A 26,429-nucleotide genomic window follows, 5' to 3' on the forward strand; every position below is an offset into this window, starting at 1 on the left:
GATTACGTTAAACGCGGCCGTTATCTAAAAGCAGCTGAAGTCTGCCGGTCGTATCCGAAGTGTCCTGACCAGTAACGGACTGCTCCGCCACAGAAAGTGATTTGGAGATTGAGCTGGACACAAAGCCGACCAGACGCAGGGCATACTCAGCTTCGAGAAGCGTCATCAAAGCCTTCTCATCCTTCACACGATCCTCAGCAAACACACGTACTTCCTCGCGCAGTTCTTCAATAATGGTGTGACGCTCATCAAACTCAGGCTTAGTCCCGTTCAGCTTGCTGGCAGCATCCGACAAAGCACCTTCCAGCGTAGACTGACCGTGTTCGTCCATCTCACCAGTTTTCGGAGCACCAGCCATTTCCTCAAGCGCAGTGCGGAGCAAAGATTGCACCGCATCACTTTCACTCAGGTCTTCAAGTTTGACGTCCAGCTGCTGGACGGTATCAGCAAGCGCAGTCTCCACCTCACTGATCAAGGTATTGATCTGGGCAATCTCACCATTCAAACGGGCAACTTCTTTAGGATCCTGAACGAGTTCGCTGTCTGGATCATCTGGATCACTTGGCACAGTTGCCGGAAGATTTGCCAGTTCATCTTGCTTGGAGGTAAGGCTGGTCTGCAGATCAGACAACTGGCCTTCCTGTTCCTGCTGCTGCAAGTCCAAAGCCTCAATGTCAGCTGCAATATCTTCCTGCAAAGCAAGCGCCTGTAGCAGCTCAGAGCGCGCAGAACGCACCTTCTCAGATTGCCCGATCAGATTTTGCTCTTTCAAAGAGGTTTGGATTTCCTCAAACCGGGCAACAACCTGCCCGACCATCACCTCCAGATTTCCGCTGTCTGGCGGTGGCTGCAAACCAAACGCTGCCGACACCCCGACTGAGAGGAGCTGACTGGCAGACGGAATAGACTCAACACTCTTGTTCGCGGCCGGGCGAACAATCTGTGCACTGTTATCAATGGCATTGGATACAGATGAAGAACCAATTGGCGTAACTGCAGTCATCTCAGACTCCTTGAATTATCTCTCCCTATATCTCGCAGATAACCCAGAGGTCGTGTTGTGCCTTAAAACACAGAACCCGCCCTCTTATGGACATTATTGGGACAATTACGGAGTGAAAAAATCGTTACTTACATGTGTGTGCTGAACGTACAACACCTGTGGCATCCTTCTGATCAAACACGAAGAATGAGATCAGCGCCCAAGCAAGCTGTAGGATTGACACCTAAAGACCGCCTTACGAAGAACTGTCGTCCCCAGAGCCAGCAGTCCGCTTCGCAAGGGCCGCTTTGAGGGCAGACAGGACACCATCTGTGAGAAGCATGAAAGCATAAGCATAACCAGGCCGCCGCTTATGCTCATTCAACCGAGGAAGCTGCGTATAAAGGCGTTGCAGCAAATGATACCGATTCTCGATTTTCGCAATCAACTCATGCAAATCGACAGGCGAGTAAGAGGCCACCTCAAAGGTTGTTAGCCCGATGCGGTTCTCATCAGAGAACGTCAGGCTCGGTTTCTCGTAGGCAAACCAGCGAGACAGATCAAACTGCGCACTGTATTTGAGATACAGATGATCAGCTTCCTTCAGGCGATTGACCGTCCGGGTCGCTCGTTGTTCATACTCAAAGCGATGGTCTTGAGAGAGCACTCTGGTCCGCGCCAGTTCGGTCCCATACTGCAACGCAATCTGGCGATCCACAGACATCCTGCCAGCACCAAGCGGTTTGACACTCTCGACCCTTCGCGCAGATGTCAGTAAGCCAGCCGTAAACGACAGTTCGCGATACAGGATCCCTATATCACCGGAAATCTTGGAGAATTTCTCCACCTGCGTCGAACCAGCAAGCTCAACAACTCCGTTCTCATCCTCACCCAGATCATAGGGCAGATGTGGATAGCCGGAAGTCGCAATCATGACACATCACTGTCTCGTGCTGCAGATTTTTTCTGCGCCTCCAATGCAAACGCAAGCCGCTTGGAATACTCGATAAGCTCAGGAACAGGCCGCACCTTCATCAGCTGATAAAAGCGCATCAGTTCAACAGTCGCCTCATCCAGCTCTCGTGACCACAAACAATGCTCAGCAAGCCTGAGGGCGACGGCTGGATGCGCCTCATCAAGCAGCTTTGCTTTGCGAAGCGATCTCTTGACGTCCCCCCCGCCAAGTGGCCAGTCTGCATGGCTCAACGCCAACCCAAGCCAATACTCAACATTGTTTGGATTAAGCAGACAGAGAACTTCAAATTGCTCCTTTGCAGATGCTTTTTGCTGCAGGTGCAGAGCCTGATAGGCAAACTGATAAAGAACCTTCTCCAGCTTGCCATCAGTCCTCAAGACACCAGAGAGTCCCTGCCGGGACTTGATAGCCTCAAGAACAGCCTGCGCACTTACATCCCCACCACCAAGCGCGCGAAAAACAGCATCAAGATTGACATCTGCTTCTCCCGATTGACCTTCGGAAGCGGCAGAAGCCGGAGTATTGTCTGTAACAGGTGCGAGTGGCATCGTTTATCCCCGGCCTCAAAGTTCAGAAAGTGCAGTAAGTTGAACTCAGGCGTTGTTCAGCCCGGTCAACAGCTTTTGAGCCGCCTGATGGATTTCAGCATCCTTGCGGTCCTTGGCATACTTCAAAGCGTCTTCAAGGTCTTCCTTGGCCTCTGTGATGTGGCCCAAAGCAAGACAAGCAACACCAGAGAAGTAGTATGGACGCGGGTTGATCGGGTCGAGCACCATTGCAGCGGAAGCTGCCTGCACAGCAAGTGTGTACTGCTGCAACTGCACTGCACAATTCGCTAGCCCAAGCTGAACATCCACATTGATCGGCTCAAGCAGAACAAGACCAGTGTAGATCTCAAGCGCCTTCTCAGTCCGCCCGGTATCCATCAAACCCTTGGCCATCACCAGACCTGGATTGATATCATCTTTCGTAAGCCCCAGACTACGGCCAATTGCACCTTTTGCGATTGCCTTGATGTCTTGTTCTGGAGAGTTGCCCAGTTCTGAAACGAGCTCAGTCATATCGTGCCTCTTTACGGCTTAAGAAAATAAGAAAGTTTGAGAGCGGCAGCGCAGCATTAAAGGTGAAACACCATGGCGCCATCCAACTCATCAGAAAGAGAGGTTTGCGCAGCACCCAGCAACGAATTGCCTTGATAACCACTTGGGTCCGCTGAAACCAACGGCTGATAAAGGCTCACAACAGACAAGAGCTCCTCAACCAGTCCGGTCAGTTTCTCCAGTTCTGTGTACCCGCGAAAGCTCACCGAAAGCAAAAGCTCTTCTGCACCATCATCAGCCTTGCGTAAAATCGCCAGCGTTCTGAACTGCGACAGGCAGGCCAGATTTAAATGCAGGATATCTTCAATCTGTCGGCCTCGGGTTCCCACCGTTTCACTCAGTGAACCAATAACCGTCGTGACTTCAACACCGCCACCATCAAGGGCATCGGAAAACACAAGTTGAACACCATCAACATTCATCGAAGCGGTGTTCTGCTCGGAGAAAATCGGAGTACCTAATCCTAGCTTTCGCCAGAGTTTATCCAAGCACCCTGAAAAGTTTAAGGAGAACACGAGAAATCCTCTCTGAGATACGAAAGATCAGCAATCAGTCGCCAAACGCGAAAAAACAGATGTGCGTTGAGGGTAATAAACGCACACCTGCTTTTGTGGCTTAACCGCGAGTAATCGCAGCAGCCCGTTCGTTTTCGATTTCGCGAGATTCTTTCAGGAACTGAATGATCGCACGAATGATATCGTCCAGAGCTTTCTGGATGGATTCAGCCTGATCATTCTCCTTACGAACCTCTTCTGCACCTGCAGCCAACTCTTGGGAGATTGCCTCGTCTTCTTTTGCATTCGCCTGAGTAAACGCACTTGCCGCCTGAGAGGTCGAGTTACCCAATGTATTAACAACGCCCCCGATTGTCGCGATGGATTGCGCTCGCGAACCTGCGGCGCTAGCAGCGGCATCAAACCCCTTTGCCGACTGCCGTAATCCAGCAGCCTGCTGCGAAAACGTTTCCTTCATTTGCGCCATTCTGGAGCCAGTCATGCCTTTAGCCTGAGCTTCCAGCTTTGTCGCTTGTGTATTGTTGCTTGCTGAGTTCTTTGCAGAACTGAGCCCTTTCGCCGCACTACCAATCGCAACAGCAGACATCACAATAGAAACAACAGAGGAGACAACAGACACAACAAGGCTGACAATCGCGCCTGTACGGGTTTCCTCCGCAGCATCGCGGCTCTTTCCAGCCTGTGCATGCATTTGTGTCTTTACAGTCTCCCGTGCTATCAATCGGGTTTCCAACTCATTGTTGCGTTGATTGATTGCAGATTTGAACAGTGCCTGTGCAATCAAACGAGACAGATTACCGGTGCTATCAATGTTATCGAGAGATCCGATCGCAACTGTTGCAGCTTCCAGACGACCCAGAACTTCATCCGTTGTCGTCTGGTCAAACTCAGCACTCGCCGCAAACTGCGGCAAAGATACGAGTGACAGAAATGTTCCGTGATGCTCTGGCGGTAGCGTCGCCAGACGAGCTTCTACACTCTGCTGGAATGCGGTTGCCCGCTCTTCAGAAACAGCAAGTTTGCCACCCTGAAAGAAACTAGGTGGCAAATAATCACTATTGTAATTGGTACCTGCGATTGCTGACATAAATACCTCCTTTTAACCTGCAAACTTTGTTCTGCTCAGCGTATCCGCACGCTCATTCATAGAACTCACGGTTCCGTCCAGCGCATCCGCAAACTGCTCACCAGCCTTGGTTAGAATTGACAGCAGCTGATCAATAATCTGACCGAGGAGCTGGATAAAAGCGTCAAGATCGGTGGCATCTGCCTGCAACTCCTTGGACTGCGCAATATCCTGACTTGCAGTGTAAGAAACTCCAGCAGCTGCAATCGAACCTGCACTACTACCTATCTGAATGATCGCGGATGTGATGGAAGTAATCGCCTGAATCATTGCGGCAACACTACCGGCTTGAGCACCTGGAATAAAGAAGCTGGCAGCAGCCATCACAATTCCAATAACAGCCCCAACCACCTTCATAGCAATGTCAATCTTCGAGATAGTTTCTTCGTCAGCACCCGCCGCAACGGCTATATGCCCTGCGATACTTTGACCAGTGGCCGCCTGCACGGTTGCATCAATGGCCAAAGCAAGCTGCACCACCCCGGCTGCGATCATGAAGGCACCAACAGCCTGCGTTCCAGGAATTGCAGCGAGAATAGCACCTGCCACAATAGACAGCACGGCTGCAATCCATTGGAATGCCAGAGAGATTTTCTGCCAGATACTAAGGCCTTTTTGCTTCGCCTCAGCCTCTTCCTGTTTACGAACGGCCTCTTCCTGCTTGATCGCCTTATCCTGCAAAGCACCCTTTTGCTTTGCCTGCGTCAGGTTCACCTTATTTTTCTCAACGGCTTCCTGAGTACCTTGCATTTTGTCCAAAACGGACGCAACAAGCACCTCAATATCCTGGAAGCTGGAAGTGGTCAGCGGAGTATCTGGGCCAACTTTGGAAAGGCTACCTGAAAGACGTGTAATGTGCTGAGCAAACGCAATCGTTGCGATCATTGGCGTACCGCCAACAGACGCCAGAGCGCCCGAACCAACCGAATTCGCACCTTTTACATCACCAGCCTTGCCAGTCATTTCGGAGGTCGTATCAAAAACATCGCCCAGACTATTGCTATTCAGACCAAGGCCCAGACCTTTAGGAAGCTCCATAATCTATTCTCCATACTCAATTATTGGGATCAAAGCTATTGTCAGACCAGCTTCTGGCGTGCACTCTTCATCATGGTTTGTGCATACTTCTTGTCGTCGTAATTTTTGACAGGATCATCAAACATACGCAGCGCACCTTCAAACGCATCACCGGCTTCCTGATATTCTTTTGCAGCCAACAGGCACTCACCAAGACGCAGATATCCCTGAGGATTGGTCGCATCCATACTGATGAAATGCAGATAGAGCTTCACCGCCATGCGAACGTCACCCTGAATCTGATAGGTCATCGCAAGGCCATAGGTGTAGTGCTCTTCCATCGGAGCGATCTGCACCAGCATAATAAAGAGCGATTTTGCCTTCTCAACCTGACCAACAGAGATATTACGGCGAGCCATTTCGTAGACAGCCGCAAGCTCCTCCTTAGAAAGGTCCAACATCTCAGAGATCGAGACCCCCTGCTTCAACAGCTGGTAGAATGTTTCATCTTTGAAGCCCAGTGAATCAACGTGCTCCATAAGAGGCTCGGCAATCTCTTTTATCGTCTCGACAAAGAGCTCTGGTGATTGTTTGGGCATATCGAGAAGTGACATGGCGCTCTTTCTTTATCTCTGACTAATTCAGCATTTAAGAAAACAATAGAGCGCAATCAGAAGGTGTTCTGTGCCAAACAGAACACAAGAATAGGCAATACGCATTGTGCAGTGATTTTTTATGCATCACGAACATGTGAGCACAGCCAACAGGCTGATCTGCCACCAACAAAAGGCAGCTCAGTCTGAATAAGAAGAGGAAGCAAACCCTCCCCTTCGATCACAATCTGGAGTTATTGGGAGAGTTTCTGCCGGCGGTTGCCAAGATAGATATCAATCGCATCCTTAGCCTTATCAGCATCATGGAGCGTATAAAGGCAACGCGCACGAATGTAATGACGCATGGACTGCTCATCACTACGCGTATACTTACCAAACTGCTCAAGTGGATCCAGCAGGTCCAACTCCCGCAGACTTTCGAGCGCAAGGTCAAAACGGTTGAGAAGGAAAAGCAGAACCGTGCGAGCCAGAAGCACGTCTTTGGAATGATCTTCCATCACCATCATACCCTGCACCATGGTGAGCGCCTCTGCATATTTGCAGTTTTGCGTCATGATGTAGATACTGAGAAGAAGAAAATCTCGCTGCCGACTGTTGAGCGCTGTCATCAAACTTACCCCTGCAACAACATGGCAAGGGCTGCCTGCAGGTCTTCATCAAGCAACACATCACCCATCAACAGGTCTGCAACACCTTTTAGAACACGCTGCCGCTCACCCTGCTCACGCAAAGCTGCCGCAGCAAACAAACGCTGAAGCTCCTTGCGCATTTCGCTCAACTCAGTCGGCAAAAGAATGTCTGTTTCAGATAAATCCGGCAATAAAAGAGAAGGTAGGCGCTCATCCAGTGTCGGACGGTACAAGACCTCATTTAAGGGCCGCACTTCTGGCAAAAATACAGGAGCAAGCTTTTTGCCCTCTGGCAATTGAACCTGATCTTCAACCTTCCAGTTGGAAACCTCATTCACGCCAATTGTAATTGATGCAACCCGCATTCCGAAATCCGTACTCATTTATAAATAGGAGGCAGCCCTGAAACAAGCGTCAGAGCTACCATCACGACCACTTAACCTAGGTAAAACCGCGCGCAATCTGTATGTTGAGATCAAAACTACGGCGCACCGTACCGGTCGCTTGCTCGAATGCACGGTTCTGCTCACGATTATCCTGATTGATATCGTTGGTTAACAATTGAGGATTCAACAATGTAACCGCGTCACTCAACTGAGTTGAAAACCGCTCCCACTGCGTTCGTTTAAAAGAGTTTTTGCTCCCATCACTGTTATTAAGCATATCGTGTGTTGGCCGGGTAATATTAAACTCTTTCTCAACCGGGTGTGGCTGAGCAGATGTGTAATCTTCAAACATCAACAAAACAGCAGTTGAGTAACTGCTCGAAGACCCAATACTCTGCGCAATAGTATGCTTTTCCTTATCAGCATCTTTGCCAGTTTCCGTGAACGCCTTAAGCGTCTCATTAACGATACGCTGCATCTCCGCATAAGCCTGAGACAACTGATTAAGCTGTGTCAGTTGCTCGGTTCTCATCGTGATGATGGCCTGCTGCTTCAAACTAGCCTGATTCTGAATGAGAGCAACCAATGTCGGCAAATCTAGGCGGGAAATGGTCCCATCTGAGTTTGTGATACCACCAGCAGACAACATCTGCTGCTCAGCCTGCTTAATAGCAAGGATGCGTTGCTCCTGCTCAATAAAAACAGCATAACCACGATTAATCGAGGCATTATTATCTGGAGTGACAAAGTTTGTCGAACTATGCGCTGAACTCTCAGCATTTGGCGTTTTCACATCGAAGTAAGCATGAGCACGCTCAAAACGCTTTACAATTTCCTGCATTTCAGTCGCCAAATCAGAACGAGCATAAATTCCGGAGTGAGGAACATTATCTCGCAGCATTATCAGCTGTTCTTCATAAACCTCACTATCTTTCCTGAACTTGTCACCATCAGTTTTATTGACCAGAGGCATATTCCGGATCTTATTAATTTCATCATTGATTAATTGAGTGATCACAGCACGACTTGCAGCAAGGTCCGTATCCGCATTTGGCAGCAGATCCAACAGCGGCGCAATTTTGGTTTTAAAAATGGAGTTATTTGCGAGCCGCTCCTGCTCCGTCTTCGAGAGCTGGAAAATACGAGATTTCGTCAACTCGTTCACGATGGTTACACTGCGCTTATCATCAGAGCGGATAACACCAACCTGATCAGATCCTGAACCAATAACAGTCCGGCCTGCCTGAATATCTACATCTGAAAAGTTATCGCGCAAATAACGCAGCTGAACTGCCGGATGCCAGTAGACAAATTCCTGAGGTGACGGATTGCTATAGTTCGCAGGCAAGTCTTCATCAGCAACAGTATCAGCCGGATCCACCAAAACACTGGCCACATAAGCATTATACTTACTCGGGTCGGTCGCGTAGTTCGTCGTCCCTGGAATCGACAACAAAGGATTCTCAAAATCCGGATCGGCTTCCGGCAGATTGGATAAGAAACTATCCCAAACACTGGTCTGCGTTTCTGCAGCCTGCAGCGCGGGACCTTGCTGCGCCGCCCTTTCCTGAGCACCATCACCAGCACCATCGGAGGCAGCTTTAGCTGTGTCGTCATCTTTTGGAGGAGCAAGAGTATCTGGGTCTACAGTAGTAGATGAGCCTGAGCCAACACCATTAATCATTTTCATCTCCTCACATCACAAAATAAGGCGAGTACGACCCGCATTCTTTTGGGGCTTCGCAAACTGAGACCGCGCAGCACCGCTATTATTTTCGTTGTCTTTCAATCGCTTCGTGAAATGCTCAGCAATCGCGTCATACCCCTGCAAAAAGCCATCAAAGCTCTTCGAAGCAAGCAGTCCGTTAATCAAACTCAGCGCGACCGGATCTTTCTGAACGGCAGGAAGATCAAGCAACTCCTGCAAGCTCGCAACCATCTGGTAAGACACATCTTGCCATTCATTTTCTGAAGGCCAGTTCTTATCAGCGTTACAAAGGCTTAATGCATCATCCAAATAGGCACTCAACGCGCCTGCATCACCACTTACAGTGAACTGGGGAAGCAACTCTTCCTTGCTGGATCCGGTCTTCGCCATACAACATTCCCATCAAAGCACTATACGCCCTCTATAAACGGGTAGACCGGGGCACCGCTGTTCCGAACGACACACCTTCAAAATCGAAATTTAGCAATGACAGAATTAGCAAAATGGGTGAGCCCACTTGTGTCGCCCGACACAAAGCAATTTCACTAAAAGAAGTATGAAAATGACATATTCTTATTCGTAGTATCAGCGGAGGACTTTTCAATGAGCTTAGAGGTCTTAAGATCAACGATTGCCACTCACAACGCTGAGTCGCCGGTTGGCGCTCCACTGGTTGCAGAAGCCACAGGGCAGCGCCGCGCTGAGCGCGTCATGCAGCTCAACAATCCATCCAAATTGACAGATGCTGCTGAAGAGCTTGGCCAGGCCGTATCCTCACGCCTCGACAAAAGATCACTGGAAAGCCGCTCAATCCGGCAAGGGCAAGGCGCTAACATAGAAGCAATTACACGGATTGCCGACTATTACGACAAGCTGCCTGACATGCCCTCTCAGGATAAGCTGCAAGGTTTGGTTCAGCGGTTACAGGATTACCAGCACAACCAAAGCACCAACGGTGAAGGCTCAGGACAGCTCACTCCTCAGGACGTGTTTGCTTTTTTGCAGCAGTTTGATGGTGACGTAACTCACCAGTATGCCGCCCTGCAGATCGCTATCGAGCATTTTGAGACCACAGGAGCAAATGACGCTCTTCTGGGAGCTCTGCTCAATGCCCGCGAATACATGGAAAGCGGTGAGACTGGTCGTGATGTGCGCGCAGGCTTTGCAGTCGCGGAACTTGCCCACGACAAAGCCGAGGATTTGGGAACCGATCCTGCCGTCATCCGTGAGCACTACCGCGACATGCTGCGCAGTGAAGCGAACTTCGGAATCATCTTCGATAAGTTCAATGATCTGATCGCACGCACACATTCAATGCATCACGATGTAAACGGCAATGAAAGCTCACCCCTCACCTCTTTTGATGATGTTGTGGACCTGTTTACAACCGCCGCAAGTCAGGGCCTGGAAATTGCAGACACACAAGATGAGCCCGCTCATCTGGAAGCGGTCCTGACCGAGCTGGGCAAACTAAAGAGCCTGCGAACCGTCTATGAGGGTGTGCATGTCGCGACCAAACTGACAGGCCGCAGCTTCTCAGAGTTCACACGTGTTGTGGAAGAGCTGGGCACAGAGAAGCTGGCAAGCTCACTGTTCCATTATCTGGGCAAAGCAGTCACATCACCTGCTGACGCACAAAGTCTTGTTGCACCTCTCGCTCCTGCTGGGGCCAGCGCATCGTTGAACTACACAAACAACCTGCTTGCATTGCACCGTGAGGTTCCTGACACCATCCTCACCAACGAAAACATCCGCAATCAGCAACTCGAAACATTACTGGTGCTGTCAGAGCAGCTGACGATCCTGGAAGAAGAGCAATATCAAACAGCAACCGACGCTACGCCGGTTGATAACTTCGCTCAGGTCAGCGCTGCGTCAGCTACTGTTCACTGACCCGTCATCGCTAATAAAATAGCTGCTGCAATATGAAACCAAGGAAGAACAAAGGAGAGGATTGAATGCAGTTTTCAAGTGCCATCCAGTCAAGCCTGGAAGCGTTCGCAAACAATATGAAGATCCCCTTTTCTCCGCAGATGGATGGAAGTCTGTCTTACCTCCTTTCACAATCCGGTGAACTGACGTTTACCCCTGTCGAAGGTGGCAACAGCGTTGTTGTCAGCCTTGGTCGAACCACAACGGGTGACCAGAATTCAGCAAATGAAGCTCTTTTGAGCCGAGCTGGCTTCAAACCTGAAATTGGAACCAATCTGCATACAGGGAAATCTAAAGATGGAACGTTACATCTGGCGGTTTTATACGAAACAGGACAACTTAGCCCTGCAAAACTCGAGCAAACGGTCGATTATCTAATAGGTGAATTGAGTTCACTATAAAAACTACAATCAGTGCATGCAGGTATACACCAGTTTCAATCTTATAATGACTCACACTTGTTCACATTACGGAGGGAAATCGTGACTTTTTCGCACTTAAAATCACAATCCCGAGGGATACAGTCAATATCCATTAAAATATAAGTTAGATGATGACAGCCAGACTTGACTCGCTTATTAGCTGTCTTAATTATAGTTTTGTCCGTGTTCTGAAGCACAATTCTTCGCAATTGTGTACGAGTGAGATTGGGGTGGAATATTGGTAGAGTATAATAAAAAAAAGACGAAGTATATTTGCTCTGCGGAGACCAGTATATCTTCATCCTCTAAAATAGCTGCACTTATTTAAGTAAGAGGACACGGTACATTTCTATGGAAAAGGCAGTATATGATGCAAGCCTGGGTAGAGGCGCATCAAGAGCTCATAATACTGGCACCTCATCCTCAGGTGAAAGCAGCTGGAAAGAAAACGCAGCATTGTTTCAAGAGCTGAATGATGAATTATGTGCATCTTTAGAGCAATCAGCAATTCGCCAAACCTACTCAAACGGCGAGAACATCTACCTTCAGGAAGATGATGCTGAATTTCTTTACATCATTGAGAGTGGACATGTTCGCTTAAGTCACTTGCGCGAAGATGGATCTACCTTCCTTTATGCCATCATCACAGCAGGCCAAAGCTTCGGCGAATTAGGTGTCTTTCAGCGATCTGTTCACGCAGATACAGCTTGCGCGTTAGGAAACGTAGTCGTTCACAAAATCAGACGCTCTGCATTTCATGTCATCAACGAGCAGAGTGCCGAGATTTGTCGCGCGCTGGCTGTAGTTGTAGCGAAACATTATCGCTCCTACATCGAATCGACACGCTGCTTGTCACTGCCAAGCCTCTCGGCTCGCCTGGCACATGCGCTGCTAAGCCTGCTTGAGTCGATCGGCACCCCTGCGGGCGATAACCCAAAGGACAAGTCTGTGATCTCTGGCGCAATCGTTACACAGAGTGATCTGGGCGCAATGGCACGCGGAACACGCAGCAATATCAACCGCCGCCTGAAAGAGTGGGAGCGCGCTGGCATCATAAAAATTAAGGATCGTTCTATCACTGTGCTGAATAGGACAATGCTGGAACGGAACTTGCTCAATAATGAGTCAAATTTTTAAAAAAGCTGGAAGCGTTGAAACAAAGGACTAACGCGTGCAAGACGAGAACACCAATAACGAGATGTATGTCACCGATCTGGAAGAGACTTTAAAAAGTCAGCAAGGTTCAGAACATGCCCAAAAACTCGAAAAGAAATTGGACGCTCTTTCCTCTTGGGTACGTGAAAAATCCGAGGAGCCTCAAACTGAGGCTGACTACCAACGTATTCAAACAGTGATAAACGGCATCACTGCTGCTCAGGACGTCCTGCGCAAGTTTCCAGTCCAGTGTTAGAGCCGCGCAAACATTAGGAGAGTCAACATGACGTCTTTTACTCAAGGCATTACAGCGTCCTACACGTCAGCAGCTCCCGAAGCACTGGCGAACAAAGCTGGTATGAACGCGCTCGACATCAGCGTGCGCTTTCAGACCGAGATGGACAAGATCAATGACAAAATCATTGAAGCTCAGAACTCCAACTTGGCTGAGACCGAAAAAATGTTCACTCTGCAGCTGCTTGTGAACACTTATACCACCATGGGTCAGACACGAACCAGCATGGTGAAGGCGCACGCCGATATGGTCAAGGCCTGCGCACGTAACATTGCCTAAATCATTTTAAAAGGCTCTCTTCCGGTTGCCAAAGCGAGTGTGGAAGAGAGCCTTTGTATATTCAGGTCCATGAGACAGGTTCGGTCTTCCCGAACGCTGACAATCCATGGCATTTTCCAGTTCGCTTTTGGCAAATAGTCAATCTGGCGAACTCCAGCGCTTGTTTAGGTGGGACGGCGAATGGGTAAACTCATCCTCAAAATTCTTGTAGGCCAACAGGCTGGCGCGGAAGTCATGCTCGAGCCGGGTGAGTATACACTTGGTTCGGACAGAAACGACGATTTGCAACTGGCAGATCTGAGCGTTGCCGCAAGCCATATGCAGCTACGCCTGCAAGACAACAAAATCGAAATCTCTGCAAAGGCAGGAGATGTCCGGACAGAAAACGGTGTCTCCCTAAGTAGTGGCAATGACGAATGGGTCGAGATTGAGCCTCTTGATGTCATCAGCATTGGTGTCATCAAAATTGCACTTGGCGCCAAAAACGCTCAATGGGCAACACTAAGCAAAGCGTTGAATGCTCCCCATGAAGATGACGAGCAAACAGCAGAGAACTCTGCAGCAAACTCAATCCTTGGCGAGAATGCAAAGCACGTTGACGCGATATTTGCTCCAATTGCAAAACACCGCAAACGCATAGCTTTTGCAACAGTTGCAAGCGCCGTCGTTCTTGGTGGTTTTTACCTCGTTGGCTCAGGCAAAATATCTCCTCGCACAGCAAGTGCCCTCCCGAATGGCGGCATTGATGCAGTGCGTATCGCTCTGGCAGATCTCCCCTTTGCAGAAAGACTGAGCCTGCGTCAGGACGTGGATGATCAGATCTATCTGACAGGCTATGTCAGCGAACCTGTTCAGCGCCGGGCAATCACAGAGGCAGTAGAACGCACTGAAGTACCTGTCCGCTTGCGCGTGCGCGTCATCGAAACACTGAAAAAAGATATTGCAGGTTATCTGCAATCTCGTGGATCCAACGTAAGCTTCGCACTTGCGGATGACGGAGAGTTAACCCTGAGCGGTTCTGTTCTCGATAAAGCAAGTGCTGACCAGCTAATCGCGGACCTACGCGGGCTGAATGGCATCTCCGGCGTAACATCAAACATCAAAACTGCAGATGATTATCTTCTGGATGTGCGCAAGCTGGCCAAGCGTGCTTTGATTGATGACACCATCATCTTCCGTCTCGACGATGAAACTCTTGAAGTCAGCGGTATCATAGCAAGCCAGGACATTGATCGCTGGTCTGGCTTCTTACGCTCGTACTCCAGGCAGTACGCTACGTTTATTCCACTGCGTTCTCTCGTCAAGTTGGTACAAGAAAACGGACAGGTCGTAGATCTCAAAGCCAACTTTGATGGCGGTATTGAACCCCTGCTTGCTGCTGTTGATCCACTCACGAATGAACCGGTCGAAGAACGCCAAACCAAAGTATTGGAACTGGCGCGGGCAATCAAACAGCAAGACGGTTTTGCACCTAGCCAGCCAAATCAAAAAACTTCCAGCCGCCTCGCCAAGAGCAATGCGGCAGGACAACGCAAAACTGGCCCTGAAGCACCTGCAACACCGCTTCAAAAAGCAACTGAACGTTTGCTAAGTAGCATCGGCATTGCATCCGCTCAAGCATCAACGTCACCAACCAGTCAGCCGACAGTGTTAGAAGAAACAGATGCAGGCCAACAGACGACAAACGGAAAGCTGGAAGCAAAAAGCGAAAAGCAACAGGGCGCAATCTCTCAAAGTAAAGCAGATGTCCGGTTCCAAAACGTCGCTCTGGACGATCCTGAGCTTAACGAAGCGGCTGAAGTCGTGTTCCTTGCTTGGATGGAATCCGCTAAGGCCAAAGGCGTGATACCTGAAGAGCTGAAAAAGAACTTCCTGCCCTTGCTTGTAACGCCGCCCTCTGAGGGTCCTCTCTGCTCTGAAAATCTTTCAGTACCAGTCTCACAGATCCCTGTGACTGTACTGTGGCTCGATATCCTGAGCAGCAGCGAAAGCCTCGCTCTCACAACGTTTCCAGAGGAACGCCAGCGCTACATTTTGGAAGCTGCAGTCAATCCAGCTGCAACACGCGACTGCCTGATCAAATCAGAAAAAAGCAACAACATTGATTTGATCCCCTACTCCAACTTCATTAGAGAGAGCTTGCGAAACCCTGGTTTCATCAGCTTCCTGACGCGGGACCTCTCATCTCCGTCTCTGACTGTCACCGGAGCGAGTCTGATCGGTGAACGTTATGTTTTGAACAGCGAAAACAAACGCTACAAAATCGGCCAGTCCATCGATCAAAGCAGCCGCCTCCTTGCTGTCGGCGAGCTGGGTGCTTTGATCCGTGAGTATGAAGGATACTCTGTCGCGATATATGGCGATCAGACAGCCTGGGTCGTCCGCGAAGCAAACGCGAGGCAGTAAGCCATCGCTCAACAAACAGTAGAGCACTTACTGTACAAACATACGAAAAGCCGGGTCTCATATGAGACCCGGCTTTTTCTTAGGCCACAACGTCTACTTGACTATAAGAGCCATCATCATCCAGCACCACCTTAATGGTGTCTGTATTGCTGATGTTATCAAGGTGAGCGATCTTCGACCAGTTCTCGCCATTGGCAGCCCCATCCACATCAACAAGCACATCACTTCCAGAACCATTTTCCTGGACCTTCACGTACTGTCCAGCTTCTGCAGCATCAACTTCATCGTCTCCGAAAGCCTTGTTCAGGAGATCCGAAATATCGAGGCGATCAACGTTTTGATCTGTTTCCCCCTGAGCCGTGCCATCAAAGTCGGTGATTGTATCAAAACTTCCATCCAGAACGTCGAAGATGAATGCATCAAGATCATCTTCACTACCGCTGGTCATCCGGTCATAACCCGCACCACCATTGAACGTATCAGAATAGTTGCGGCTACTTGACGGATGCCAATCATCCCCAATCAAAAGATCATTGCCATCACCGCCAGACAGATCATTATGCCAGTTGCCCTGCCCTTCAATTCTGTCGTTCTGATCGGTACCATTTAAGCGATAATGCCACCCTGAGTTCTTGTCTGGATCATTCTCGTAATACTTGTTCTGAGAATAAGCAGGCTCATTATAATCGACAACGATGGTGTTTGGATTATCCGTATTCTCAATTACATTGACCGTTGTGGTTGCAACACCACTTTCTTCAGAGCCATTGCTGACAACCATTTCAATAGTTCTCGTATCAATGTCTGAAGAGGTGTTGAATTCAATGGATTTGATTGCCGCAACATATGCTGCGTAACTTGCATCTCCAGAGAGGGTCAGAACCAGATTGCCATCTACGACTGCTGTCCTGGCAGAGATACCAGAGAACGCTCCCTGAGGGAGATAACTCAGGGCATCACCCTGCTGATAACTCTTTAGCGTTATGACTGCACTGGAAAGCTGATCGTTGGAAGTGTCATTATCGGCATCATTAACGCCAAGCATATCAGCAATTGCAACGCCTTCCCCACCAAGAGTAAAGTCAATGTCATGCTCGGTCGTAGGATCAATAACATTGTCTCCAGTGATCTTCACATCGAGAACTCGGGCATAATCGTCCGTTCCTTCCATACCAGACACTTCAAAAGTGATCGTAGTTTCAGAAGGGTTCCAACCAGGCAGATTGCTTATGTCAATCGTAATGACTTCGCTTCTGCTCTGCGTCGATTGATCAAACATTGGGATACGGGCGCTTCCGCCATCCCATTCAATCAAGAGATCGAACTGATCATCACCAAATTCCAGACGGTTTCCAACTGAAACCTCCAGCTTTAGATTTTCTCCATTCGTCAGATCAACCGATCTGGAAACGGATCCCTCACCATTTGGTGTCCAGGACGGGAAGTAAAGATGACCGGAGATCGCTCCGCCCTGCTGCGGAACATAAACATCTCCATAATCGGAATCCCCATCAAGGTTTCCGTTCTCAATCCACGCTCCAGTCCAAGTAACAACACCGTTGCTATGTCCATGACCATAATCGTAGGAACCGTTGTGCTCCTCAAAATCATCTCTAACTTTGAGCTTGTCCGAACTACCTGGCTTGAAGAACAGATTAAGTTCTGCAGCCTGATTTGTCACAGACACTTCAACGTCTTCGCTCGCGTCTTCAGTTCCATCACTCGCAACGATATTGAAGTTGTAGTCTTGATCAGCGTCCACATCCAACGGGTTCTCGAAATCAGGTGCAGCTTTGAAGTAAACTTCACTGCCTCTGATTTCGAACAAATGAGCATCTTCACCCGTCAAGGAGTATGTCAGCGCATCGCCATCAACATCAAAGGCACTAAATTCAGCAACCGGTCCGACCCCGTTTTCTGCAAAATTGGACTGAACATTTGTAACAGTCAGGACTGGACGATCATTCACTGGAGTGACATTAACTGTCACAGTGATCACATCAGAAACATCACCATCAGCATCTTCAATACGGTAGCTAAAGCTATCCTGCCCGTTGAAGTCGACAACAGGTGAGTACCTCACAGTGCCATCAGAGTTTACAACAACACTGCCGCCCTCAACAGTAACCCCAGCGTTTTCAAGTAGAACTGTTGCGTCTTTATCAGCCCCAACAGCATCATTGCTCAGAACATTGATATCGAAGGCAACATCTTCAGAGCCAATCGCATTATCAGCGGCACCAGCTGGCACATCGTCAAGGATGTTGACGGTAAAGTCGCCAGAAACGCTATCGCCGTCACTATCCTTCGCCTCAAAATCGAAGGACAAAGAAAGATCTTCTGCTTCATCGCCTTCATGATCCAGCTGTCCAAGCAGTTCAAATGTATACGTGCCTGAACCATCATCAGACAATGTCACTTTGAAGACTGCATTGCTCAGATCATTGGCATCCGCAGGAGCCGTACCGGTGTAGCCAATCAGAACTGCACCAAACACTTGGAGCAAGACAGGAGCACCTGCTGATTCAAGTGTTATGTTGCCGCCAGTCTTCGCCTGCTCCCCATCTGTAACATTGATAAAGGAAACGCTGCGATCTGAACCATGCACAGGAGAAGCAACATCACTGTCGGCATCATCAGTCCCCCAATTGATGTGCAGGCTGCCAAAGACTTCTGCATTCCCGCTAGCAAGGTCTGCCTCATCAACTACAAGCCCAACTTTGTGAAGCTGAATGTCATCCAGATAGGTGCCAAGGCCGTTGTTTTGGTCAGGCGTCATCAGTTCAACGAACTCAAGACGGTCACCATCGGGCTGACCAGTTCCGACCACATTGAGAGTGATGGTTGTCCAATTAGTGCTGTTGGTTGAATACTCACCAACCTCAACACCATTCCAAAGCACCCTCACATCACTGGTTGGACCATTACCAGCCCGATCAGCAAGGTCAAATGTCAACTCATACTGCGTATTCGCTTCCGTTTGGATATTCTGGTAGATACCATCAACTTTACCAGAATCGTCTCCATCCTTATCTAGTTCCAGATACTGATCCCCATCAGATGATGGGCTGAAGCTGTCGGAATGCAGCTCAAATTTAGTTCCATTGGTTGACATCCAGCCAGACATTGTATCGATGGCTTTATGTCCGGAAGATCCAATATCCGGCTCTTCAAAGGAACCGTTGACAACAAGATTTGTCTCATAAGAGCTGCTATCGATGATAGGCACGTCATCAACAATCTTGATAGAGAATTTTCCAGCAAGATTAACGCTGTCACCATCGCCATCAACCGCATCAATCACGGATCCAAAGTCGATCACTAGAGGTTGCAGAACATCATTCTCACCATTGCCAGCAACATGATCCAGTTGATCAAACAGCTTGAAGACTACATCACCACTGTCAGATGTCAGGTCCAGCGAGAACACTGGGCGATCATTCTGGAAACTGTACTCTGTGTTGCCATCAGTTTCGACGTAACCGACAATCTTGTCATCAATCACCACATAGGACAGCGGTTCATCACCTGAAGTGAGAGCCATCTGTGTTAAACTCGCAACCGCATCAGCTGAGATATCAAACGTGCCGCCATCATTGCCAAAATCGACAAGAGCACTGATATTATCAGTCAGATAAGCTGGTCCGTTGTTGTCATTCTCACCTGTCGTCGAACCATCCTGTTCCCCATCGCGAGGAGCATTTCCCAGCACGCCAGAGTTCAAGTTGACAATATCATCTTCATCCGCTGTTGCTGTTTGAGACGCGCCTGTAAGGGCAACTTCATCATCTTCGACAGAGATTACAGCTGTCGCAGTTGATGTGTCACCATCCCCATCTGTGACAGTGAAACGCAATCGCAGATCAATACGATCATCACTACCAGCCTCACCAACATCTGGGTGATCAAAACCAAGGTGCTGAGTAAATTCATAGGCCCCATCAGGCTGGACAATCACAGTAAATGCGGTAGCACCGCCAGTTTCAGTGGCCCCTTCAATGGTGATCACACCATCTGGTGCTGTCGTGCTGGAAAGAACGACCTTCTCCCCGCCAACAGTCAGGAAGTCACTCCGTTGACCTTTAGGTTCTTCCAGATCAATACGGCGTGCATATCCTTGATCATCAACGATCCGTGCAGCAGTTACGGTAGCTCCATCTGAGCCACCTTCAAACTGAAGCGTGCCGGAAGTCGCCACGCCAAAATCATCTGCCTCGCTTACTGTGATCTTCGAACCAGCTCCCGTGGCAGTGGGCTCATCATCATGGAAGATGATCTTGTCACCAATATCGACAGATGCAGTGTCTGTGTCCCCATCTCCATCAGTTAAGGTCAAAACAGCAGAGATTTTGCCTGCTAAGTCCAGCGTATGGTCGTTCTCGTTCTGAACATGTTTCAAAGATGCGTATTGAACAACACTCAAGCTACCGTACTCATCAATCGAGACAGCAAAGACAACAGCAGCATTGGCATCACCCGCACGACCAACAATCAAATCTCCCTCAGTATAAAGGTTGATTTGAGAGCCATCTGTCGTTTGCAAACCAGAATCTGTGCCTTGAGCAGCAATTTCCAGGGTGACTTCCGGAGCATCAACTCCATCCGCTCCAATATAGATATTGGCTTCAACCAAGTTCACATTATGAGCGTAAATTGTCTCCATATCCGGATCATTTGCAGCCTGACTATCCAGTGAGGCAAACAAAGCACGGATATCGGAATCTGGGGCAGCAACAACTTCATCAAGTTGCTGTCCTGCAGTCTCATTCAGCTCTACAATTTCACCAGTTTCGGCGAAGTCATGAATGTGCGGGCCGTCATCATCAAACGTCAGATGCTCACCAATCTGCACTTGCGTGGAAACCACATCGCCATCTTCATCCGTTACAGTCAAAACTGCTGTTACCTTGCCATCAAGTGACACATGCTCATCGGAAGACGTCGTATCTGGATGCTTGATAGACATGTACTGAACCATAGACACATCACCATTTTGATGCACATGGATAGCAAGAACGGCTAGTCCCTCAGGGCGGCCATTCCCCCCCGCAAGACGGCCAACAATCATCCCATTCTCTTCAGAGAGGAAGATTTCATCACCTTCAGTCGTAAACAGACCAGATGAAACACCATCACTGGCAATTTCGAGAGTGACTTCGTAGCTGCCGGCTTCATCAGCTCCTACATTCAAGGACCCGTCCAGGACGTCATTTCGAGCATAGATGGGGCCATTCAAATCAAAATCGCTTCCCGTATTCGTAACATCTTTGAATGTATCAGAACCGATCCAAGGTGGAATGTTGTCACTATGCGGCCCTTGGGTCTCGTCAATGCGAATATGATCATCTACCCAAAGTTCTGGCGCTGGGATGTCATCAACAACGGTTACATCCAGCTTGCCATCCAGAGCAACGGTGTCCCCGTCTCCATCTGTCGCAATAATCACAGAGCCAAAGTCGATGGCAGCAAGCTCATCACCATTGAGAAGCTGAAGGGCAGTGTTCTCACCATGACCGGTCACATGGTCCAGCTGATCGGCCTGCAACACAGCAAACTCACCAGTCTCGGTATTCAGAAGCAGCCCAATAACCGGACGACCACCAGCAACACCAACCATCAATGTGATAGTCGCACTCAGCTGCGCATGCTGGAACTGAACCGCATCGCCGTCAGAAGACAAGCCAAGATCAGTCAGCTGCTGCGCCGCGTCTCCAACAAAAGTGAACGAGCCAGCGCCAGCATACCCATCAGCACCAAAGTCAACAGTGTTCTGAAGATCTCCCGCTGCAATCGCAGAACCACTCAAGAATTCAGTCCAGTTGCCATCAGCTTCAAGGCCCCAGTAATCTGGGCTCGTACCCGTTGACAGGATCGTGTCGATGTCGTCCTCATCAACAGTCACATCCTGCTGCTGATTAGTCACACGTGGTCCATCATCATCAAACGTCAGAAGATTGCCGACAGAGATCTCAGTTGAAACCGCATCGCCATCTTCATCGGTGACAGTCAGGATTGCACTCACCTTGCCATCAAGCGAGACATGTTCATCAGAAGATCCGGTGTCCGGATGCTCAATGGACATGTACTGAACCATTGAGATCTTGCCGTTTTGATGCAAGTGGATTGCAAACGCAGCATCTCCGTCTGGTACACGGCCAACAATCTGACCATCTTCCAGATGAAGCGTAATCGCCAAACCTTCAGTCGTGGTTAGACCAGAATCTGCATTATCAATGCGGAAGACCAGCTCATGACTGCCGCGCTCATCAGCACCAACATTCTTCTGGAAATCAAGAACATCATTCCGCGCGTAGATTGGACCGCTCAGATCAGGATCACTGCCCTTTTCGTCAACATCTTTAAACAGCTTGCGAATGCGCCACTTCGGCGGAACATTATCACTGTGATCACCCTCGGTCTCGTCAATGCGAATATGATCATCAACCCAAAGTTCTGGCGCTGGGATGTCATCAACAACCGTCACATCCAGCTTGCCATCCAGAGCAACGGTGTCCCCGTCTCCATCTGTCGCAATAATCACAGAGCCAAAGTCGATGGCAGCAAGCTCATCACCATTGAGAAGCTGAAGGGCAGTGTTCTCACCATGACCAGTCACATGGTCCAGCTGATCGGCCTGCAACACAGCAAACTCACCAGTCTCGGTATTCAGAAGCAGCCCAATAACCGGACGACCACCAGCAACACCAACCATCAATGTGATAGTCGCACTCAGCTGCGCATGCTGGAACTGAACCGCATCGCCGTCAGAAGACAAGCCAAGATCAGTCAGCTGCTGCGCCGCGTCTCCAACAAAAGTGAACGAGCCAGCGCCAGCATACCCATCAGCACCAAAGTCAACAGTGTTCTGAAGATCTCCCGCTGCAATCGCAGAACCACTCAAGAATTCAGTCCAGTTGCCATCAGCTTCAAGGCCCCAGTAATCTGGGCTCGTACCCGTTGACAGGATCGTGTCGATGTCGTCCTCATCAACAGTCACATCCTGCTGCTGATTAGTCACACGTGGTCCATCATCATCAAACGTCAGAAGATTGCCGACAGAGATCTCAGTTGAAACCGCATCGCCATCTTCATCGGTGACAGTCAGGATTGCACTCACCTTGCCATCAAGCGAGACATGTTCATCAGAAGATCCGGTGTCCGGATGCTCAATGGACATGTACTGAACCATTGAGATCTTGCCGTTTTGATGCAAGTGGATTGCAAACGCAGCATCTCCGTCTGGTACACGGCCAACAATCTGACCATCTTCCAGATGAAGCGTAATCGCCAAACCTTCAGTCGTGGTTAGACCAGAATCTGCATTATCAATGCGGAAGACCAGCTCATGACTGCCGCGCTCATCAGCACCAACATTCTTCTGGAAATCAAGAACATCATTCCGCGCGTAGATTGGACCGCTCAGATCAGGATCACTGCCCTTTTCGTCAACATCTTTAAACAGCTTGCGAATGCGCCACTTCGGCGGAACATTATCACTGTGATCACCCTCGGTCTCGTCAATGCGAATATGATCATCAACCCAAAGTTCTGGCGCTGGGATGTCATCAACAACCGTCACATCCAGCTTGCCATCCAGAGCAACGGTGTCCCCGTCTCCATCTGTCGCAATGATCACAGAACCAAAGTCGATGGCTGCAAGTTCATCACCATTGAGAAGCTGCAGCGCGGTGTTCTCACCATGACCAGTCACATGGTCCAGCTGATCGGCCTGCAACACTTCAAATGCACCGGTCTCATTGTTCAGAAGCAAGCCGATGACCGGGCGGCCACCTGCAACACCAATCATCAATGTCAGATTTGTGCCTACTTGTGCATGCTGGAACTGAACCACATCCCCATCAGAAGACAAGCCAAGATCTGTCAGTTGCTGCGCCGCGTCTCCAACAAAAGTGAACGAGTCGGCGCCAGCATCCCCATCAGCACCAAAATCTACAGTGCCCTGAAGTCTTCCTGTCTTGATCGCAGTGCCACTCAAGAACTGAATCCAGTTGCTATTACCTGTACCACCTAAGTCATCTGGGCTCGTACCCGTTGACAGGATCGTGTCGATGTCGTCCTCATCAACAGTCACATCCTGCTGCTGATTGGTTACACTCGGCCCATCATCACCAAACCGGATCTTCTCACCAATTTCAATGCTCTGGCTGGTCACATCGCCATCACCATCGGTGACTGTCAGAACAGCAGAGATCTTGCCGTCCAGATTGACGAACTCATCATGGCTGTCTGTATCAAGCTGCTTGATGGACTGGTACTGCGCAAGGCTGACTTCACCGTCGTCATCAATGGAGATTGCAAACACAGCATCGCCGGTTTCGCCACCAACGCGGCCAACAACAAGACCGTTTTCCAGATAAAGCAGAATGTCAGCGCCCGCTGTGGTCTGAAGACCTGAGGCTGCATCATCAATGCTCAGCGTTACCTTATGGGCCGCGCCATCAGCGCCGTCATCATAGGCAAAGTCCACCACATTATCGCGGGCGAACTGAGGAGCCATATCCTCATCAGAACCTTTGCCGGAAACACCATCAAACAGGGCTGCAACAGCTGGATCAGTGGTGTCGTCATTATCCAGACCAGTACTCTCATCAACCTGAACGAACTTGTTCAGCTCAAGAGACGTGATCGTCGGCCCATCATCACCAAACCGGATCTTCTCACCAATTTCAACGCTCTGGCTGGTCACATCGCCATCACCATCGGTGACTGTCAGAACAGCAGAGATCTTGCCGTCCAGATTGACGAACTCATCATGGCTGTCTGTATCAAGCTGCTTGATGGACTGGTACTGCGCAAGGCTGACTTCACCGTCGTCATCAATGGAGATTGCAAACACCGCATCGCCAGTTTCGCCACCAACGCGGCCAACTACAAGATCACCTTCCAGATAAAGCAGAATGTCAGCGCCAGCTGTGGTCTGAAGACCTGAGGCTGCATCATCAATGCTCAGCGTCACCTTATGGGTCGCGCCATCAGCGCCATCATCATAGGCAAAGTCCACCACGTTATCGCGGGCGAACTGAGGAGCCATGTCCTCATCAAGCCCTTTGCCGGGAACAGCATCGAACAGGGCTGCAACAGCTGGATCAGTGGTGTCATCGTTATCCAGACCAGCACTCTCATCAACCTGAACGAACCTGTTCAGCTCAAGAGACGTGATCGCCGCCATGTCATCATCAACAATCACGGTAAAGCTGGAGTTGGCTGTATCACCATCACTGTCAGTTGCGACAAAGCCGAAGGTCAGTTCAATATCATCTTCAGTACCAGCAACAAAATGATCCAGATTGTCCAACAGCTCAAAGCTATAAGAACCAGACCCATCATCTGACAAAGTTACTTGGAAGACCGCATCCCCACTTCCCTCTTTCGTCGCTGTAAGAACAGTATCCCCCTCACTCAGGGTGTAAACAAGTGCAACACCATCAGATGTCAGGACCTGAGAAATTATTGGAGTTCCGTCAAACTTGACTGAACGATCCCCAATACCACCTTCATCACTGTCGGCATCATCCGCACCCCAATCGATATCGAGAGAGGCAGTAACTTTATGAGAGGTTGCTGGGGCATCACCATCTGCGGTGTCATTACCGTTACCGATATCCGGGATGCCATCTTCATCAACAGTACCTGTTGTGGGCGCCCCAATCTCCGGCAGGTCATCAGCAACATTTACAATCAGGAACGAGTCTGCGGAATCTCCATCAGCATCAAACGCCTGGAAACCAAATTCCAACTCCAGAATGTCTTTCACATCTGCTTCCAGATGATCCAGATTGCCATGGAGTGTAAAAGTAAATTCACCGGTTTCCGGGAAAGTGTTCAGCAGAACCTCAAAAACCAATTCGCCATTAGGCAGCTTGGCAATAAGCAGCTGGCTGCCCGCACCAATCTCATTGGCAGCATCCGCAATAAGGTCCTGTACTTCATAAGTCAGCGGCTGCCCGTCAGCAGTCAGGCGGATTGGGGTCCCAGCTCGGTCAACAGGCACGCCGGCATCAAGTTGGAACGCCAACGAGCGCTCGCTCACACCGTCCAGACCAAAGTCGACATTCAGATTGCCTGTGAAGGATAGTGGCCCTTTGCCAGCATCAGCCCAATCAGTTTCATCAAGCGCGCCAACTTCCGCAATGCCAGCCACAGGTACATCATCAACGTCCTGTTCGGGATCATCTGCCGCAGCCGCAGCTCCGGCATTGTCTTCTGGTCTCAGGAGATCATTGACATTCAGCCCCGGCCCCAGTGGACCGCCATCAGGGTTGTCATCAAAATCTTGTCCTGAACTGTTTGGATCTTCCAGCTGATCGGCAATTGGTGTCCCATCACCTGCAGCGGTTTGGAGCGTATCAACCGGCAAGATTTCGACAAGCGCACCAAATTCTTCAATTGTCAGCGTCTGGGTTTCACTCAGGATCAGCGCCCCATCCGTCTGATCTCCGGCAAAGAACCCTTCAACAAGAAGCGTTCCACCATCAGAAAACAGGATTTGCAAGCTCTCACCGTAGCGGAAGAGACTAACTGGCACTTCCAGCATCTGGCTGAAATCAACCAACTGCCCCGGCTGCCGAACAAGAACCTCCGACTGGCCTTGGGTAGCAATCCCAATCTTCAGCACTTGTGAAGGAACAGCTGCCTGGGAAGTGTTAGTGGCTGTGATCGTAGTAGACGCTTGACGCTCTGACATTTTAGCAAACCCGACGCATAAACAGTTTTAATAAAATTTTAGCAATTGCGCCGATAATTTTGCCAATCATGATAAAAGTCAAATCATTTCCTTAAGGAATTTTTAACATCGTTAATTTCGTCACAGTCCAGCAACACCCTGAATTAGCGCGTTTCTGCGACCAAGGTTTCAATTTGATTAAA

The 26,429-nt window shown here is 49.5% G+C and carries 19 protein-coding genes; 6 read left to right on the top strand and 13 right to left on the bottom strand.

What is annotated here, in order from left to right:
• Positions 1–7 precede the first annotated feature (7 nt).
• The 12 genes from PsAD13_RS19340 to PsAD13_RS19395 all read right to left on the bottom strand — a co-directional run bounded on the left by PsAD13_RS19340 (position 8) and on the right by PsAD13_RS19395 (position 9,443).
• On the bottom strand, positions 8–1,003 hold the full coding sequence (locus tag PsAD13_RS19340) for a hypothetical protein (protein ID WP_063319215.1): 996 nt from the start codon (positions 1,001–1,003) through the stop codon (positions 8–10).
• Positions 1,004–1,238: 235 nt separating this feature from the next.
• A complete protein-coding gene (locus PsAD13_RS19345; protein WP_063319216.1) occupies positions 1,239–1,916 on the bottom strand; it encodes a hypothetical protein in 678 nt (225 codons plus the stop codon).
• Positions 1,913–2,506, bottom strand: coding sequence for a hypothetical protein (locus tag PsAD13_RS19350; RefSeq protein WP_063319217.1), 594 nt, complete (start codon positions 2,504–2,506; stop codon positions 1,913–1,915). The genes PsAD13_RS19345 and PsAD13_RS19350 overlap by 4 nt, the downstream gene beginning before the upstream one ends.
• Positions 2,507–2,551: 45 nt before the next feature.
• On the bottom strand, positions 2,552–3,019 hold the full coding sequence (locus PsAD13_RS19355; RefSeq protein ID WP_063319218.1) for a tetratricopeptide repeat protein: 468 nt from the start codon (positions 3,017–3,019) through the stop codon (positions 2,552–2,554).
• Between the two features lie 56 nt (positions 3,020–3,075).
• Entirely contained in the window at positions 3,076–3,480 is a 405-nt protein-coding gene (locus tag PsAD13_RS19360) for a hypothetical protein (protein WP_208986827.1), read from the bottom strand.
• Positions 3,481–3,673: 193 nt separating this feature from the next.
• Positions 3,674–4,660 carry a hypothetical protein gene (locus tag PsAD13_RS19365; RefSeq protein ID WP_063319220.1) on the bottom strand — a complete coding sequence of 329 codons (987 nt, stop codon included), beginning with the start codon at positions 4,658–4,660 and terminating at the stop codon, positions 3,674–3,676.
• A 12-nt stretch (positions 4,661–4,672) separates the two neighbouring features.
• Positions 4,673–5,737, bottom strand: a complete 1,065-nt coding sequence (locus PsAD13_RS19370) for a type III secretion system translocon subunit SctE (protein ID WP_063319221.1) — start codon at positions 5,735–5,737, stop codon at positions 4,673–4,675.
• Between the two features lie 41 nt (positions 5,738–5,778).
• Positions 5,779–6,330, bottom strand: a complete 552-nt coding sequence (locus tag PsAD13_RS19375) for a hypothetical protein (protein ID WP_063319222.1) — start codon at positions 6,328–6,330, stop codon at positions 5,779–5,781.
• Between the two features lie 233 nt (positions 6,331–6,563).
• A complete protein-coding gene (locus tag PsAD13_RS19380) occupies positions 6,564–6,938 on the bottom strand; it encodes a hypothetical protein (RefSeq protein ID WP_057463707.1) in 375 nt (124 codons plus the stop codon).
• Positions 6,939–6,943: 5 nt separating this feature from the next.
• Positions 6,944–7,324 carry a hypothetical protein gene (locus PsAD13_RS19385; RefSeq protein ID WP_063290616.1) on the bottom strand — a complete coding sequence of 127 codons (381 nt, stop codon included), beginning with the start codon at positions 7,322–7,324 and terminating at the stop codon, positions 6,944–6,946.
• Between the two features lie 76 nt (positions 7,325–7,400).
• The gene (locus PsAD13_RS19390) at positions 7,401–9,029 is read right to left on the bottom strand and encodes a hypothetical protein (RefSeq protein ID WP_208986828.1); all 1,629 of its coding nucleotides are present in this window, start codon (positions 9,027–9,029) and stop codon (positions 7,401–7,403) included.
• Between the two features lie 15 nt (positions 9,030–9,044).
• Complete coding sequence (locus PsAD13_RS19395) at positions 9,045–9,443, bottom strand: hypothetical protein (protein WP_063319224.1); 399 nt, start codon at positions 9,441–9,443, stop codon at positions 9,045–9,047.
• 213 nt (positions 9,444–9,656) lie between these two features.
• On the opposite strand from PsAD13_RS19395, the gene PsAD13_RS19400 reads away from it, so the two are divergent.
• The 6 genes from PsAD13_RS19400 (at position 9,657) to PsAD13_RS19425 (ending at position 15,542) form a co-directional block, all read left to right on the top strand.
• Positions 9,657–10,946 carry an HrpJ domain-containing protein gene (locus PsAD13_RS19400; RefSeq protein WP_063319225.1) on the top strand — a complete coding sequence of 430 codons (1,290 nt, stop codon included), beginning with the start codon at positions 9,657–9,659 and terminating at the stop codon, positions 10,944–10,946.
• 65 nt (positions 10,947–11,011) lie between these two features.
• Positions 11,012–11,386, top strand: a complete 375-nt coding sequence (locus tag PsAD13_RS19405) for a hypothetical protein (RefSeq protein ID WP_063319226.1) — start codon at positions 11,012–11,014, stop codon at positions 11,384–11,386.
• A 372-nt stretch (positions 11,387–11,758) separates the two neighbouring features.
• On the top strand, positions 11,759–12,544 hold the full coding sequence (locus tag PsAD13_RS19410) for a Crp/Fnr family transcriptional regulator (protein WP_057463702.1): 786 nt from the start codon (positions 11,759–11,761) through the stop codon (positions 12,542–12,544).
• Between the two features lie 34 nt (positions 12,545–12,578).
• Positions 12,579–12,818, top strand: coding sequence for an EscE/YscE/SsaE family type III secretion system needle protein co-chaperone (locus tag PsAD13_RS19415; RefSeq protein WP_063319227.1), 240 nt, complete (start codon positions 12,579–12,581; stop codon positions 12,816–12,818).
• A gap of 27 nt (positions 12,819–12,845) precedes the next feature.
• Complete coding sequence (locus tag PsAD13_RS19420) at positions 12,846–13,136, top strand: hypothetical protein (RefSeq protein WP_063290611.1); 291 nt, start codon at positions 12,846–12,848, stop codon at positions 13,134–13,136.
• A gap of 180 nt (positions 13,137–13,316) precedes the next feature.
• The gene (locus tag PsAD13_RS19425) at positions 13,317–15,542 is read left to right on the top strand and encodes an FHA domain-containing protein (protein WP_063305260.1); all 2,226 of its coding nucleotides are present in this window, start codon (positions 13,317–13,319) and stop codon (positions 15,540–15,542) included.
• A gap of 79 nt (positions 15,543–15,621) precedes the next feature.
• Here the strand turns inward: PsAD13_RS19425 and PsAD13_RS19430 are convergent, their stop codons facing one another.
• Positions 15,622–26,247 carry a DUF5801 repeats-in-toxin domain-containing protein gene (locus PsAD13_RS19430; protein ID WP_063319228.1) on the bottom strand — a complete coding sequence of 3,542 codons (10,626 nt, stop codon included), beginning with the start codon at positions 26,245–26,247 and terminating at the stop codon, positions 15,622–15,624.
• Positions 26,248–26,429 lie beyond the last annotated feature (182 nt).

Origin of the sequence: Pseudovibrio sp. Ad13, assembly GCF_001623225.1 — a bacterium.
Classification (GTDB): domain Bacteria; phylum Pseudomonadota; class Alphaproteobacteria; order Rhizobiales; family Stappiaceae; genus Pseudovibrio.

Excerpts from the sequence above, each read along its gene's own strand:
- PsAD13_RS19340 (WP_063319215.1), bottom strand. The coding sequence starts at position 1,003 with ATGACTGCAGTTACGCCAATTGGTTCTTCATCTGTATCCAATGCCATT.
- PsAD13_RS19345 (WP_063319216.1), bottom strand. The coding sequence starts at position 1,916 with ATGATTGCGACTTCCGGCTATCCACATCTGCCCTATGATCTGGGTGAG.
- PsAD13_RS19350 (WP_063319217.1), bottom strand. The coding sequence starts at position 2,506 with ATGCCACTCGCACCTGTTACAGACAATACTCCGGCTTCTGCCGCTTCC.
- PsAD13_RS19355 (WP_063319218.1), bottom strand. The coding sequence starts at position 3,019 with ATGACTGAGCTCGTTTCAGAACTGGGCAACTCTCCAGAACAAGACATC.
- PsAD13_RS19360 (WP_208986827.1), bottom strand. The coding sequence starts at position 3,480 with ATGAATGTTGATGGTGTTCAACTTGTGTTTTCCGATGCCCTTGATGGT.
- PsAD13_RS19365 (WP_063319220.1), bottom strand. The coding sequence starts at position 4,660 with ATGTCAGCAATCGCAGGTACCAATTACAATAGTGATTATTTGCCACCT.
- PsAD13_RS19370 (WP_063319221.1), bottom strand. The coding sequence starts at position 5,737 with ATGGAGCTTCCTAAAGGTCTGGGCCTTGGTCTGAATAGCAATAGTCTG.
- PsAD13_RS19375 (WP_063319222.1), bottom strand. The coding sequence starts at position 6,330 with ATGTCACTTCTCGATATGCCCAAACAATCACCAGAGCTCTTTGTCGAG.
- PsAD13_RS19380 (WP_057463707.1), bottom strand. The coding sequence starts at position 6,938 with ATGACAGCGCTCAACAGTCGGCAGCGAGATTTTCTTCTTCTCAGTATC.
- PsAD13_RS19385 (WP_063290616.1), bottom strand. The coding sequence starts at position 7,324 with ATGCGGGTTGCATCAATTACAATTGGCGTGAATGAGGTTTCCAACTGG.
- PsAD13_RS19390 (WP_208986828.1), bottom strand. The coding sequence starts at position 9,029 with ATGATTAATGGTGTTGGCTCAGGCTCATCTACTACTGTAGACCCAGAT.
- PsAD13_RS19395 (WP_063319224.1), bottom strand. The coding sequence starts at position 9,443 with ATGGCGAAGACCGGATCCAGCAAGGAAGAGTTGCTTCCCCAGTTCACT.
- PsAD13_RS19400 (WP_063319225.1), top strand. The coding sequence starts at position 9,657 with ATGAGCTTAGAGGTCTTAAGATCAACGATTGCCACTCACAACGCTGAG.
- PsAD13_RS19405 (WP_063319226.1), top strand. The coding sequence starts at position 11,012 with ATGCAGTTTTCAAGTGCCATCCAGTCAAGCCTGGAAGCGTTCGCAAAC.
- PsAD13_RS19410 (WP_057463702.1), top strand. The coding sequence starts at position 11,759 with ATGGAAAAGGCAGTATATGATGCAAGCCTGGGTAGAGGCGCATCAAGA.
- PsAD13_RS19420 (WP_063290611.1), top strand. The coding sequence starts at position 12,846 with ATGACGTCTTTTACTCAAGGCATTACAGCGTCCTACACGTCAGCAGCT.
- PsAD13_RS19425 (WP_063305260.1), top strand. The coding sequence starts at position 13,317 with ATGGGTAAACTCATCCTCAAAATTCTTGTAGGCCAACAGGCTGGCGCG.
- PsAD13_RS19430 (WP_063319228.1), bottom strand. The coding sequence starts at position 26,247 with ATGTCAGAGCGTCAAGCGTCTACTACGATCACAGCCACTAACACTTCC.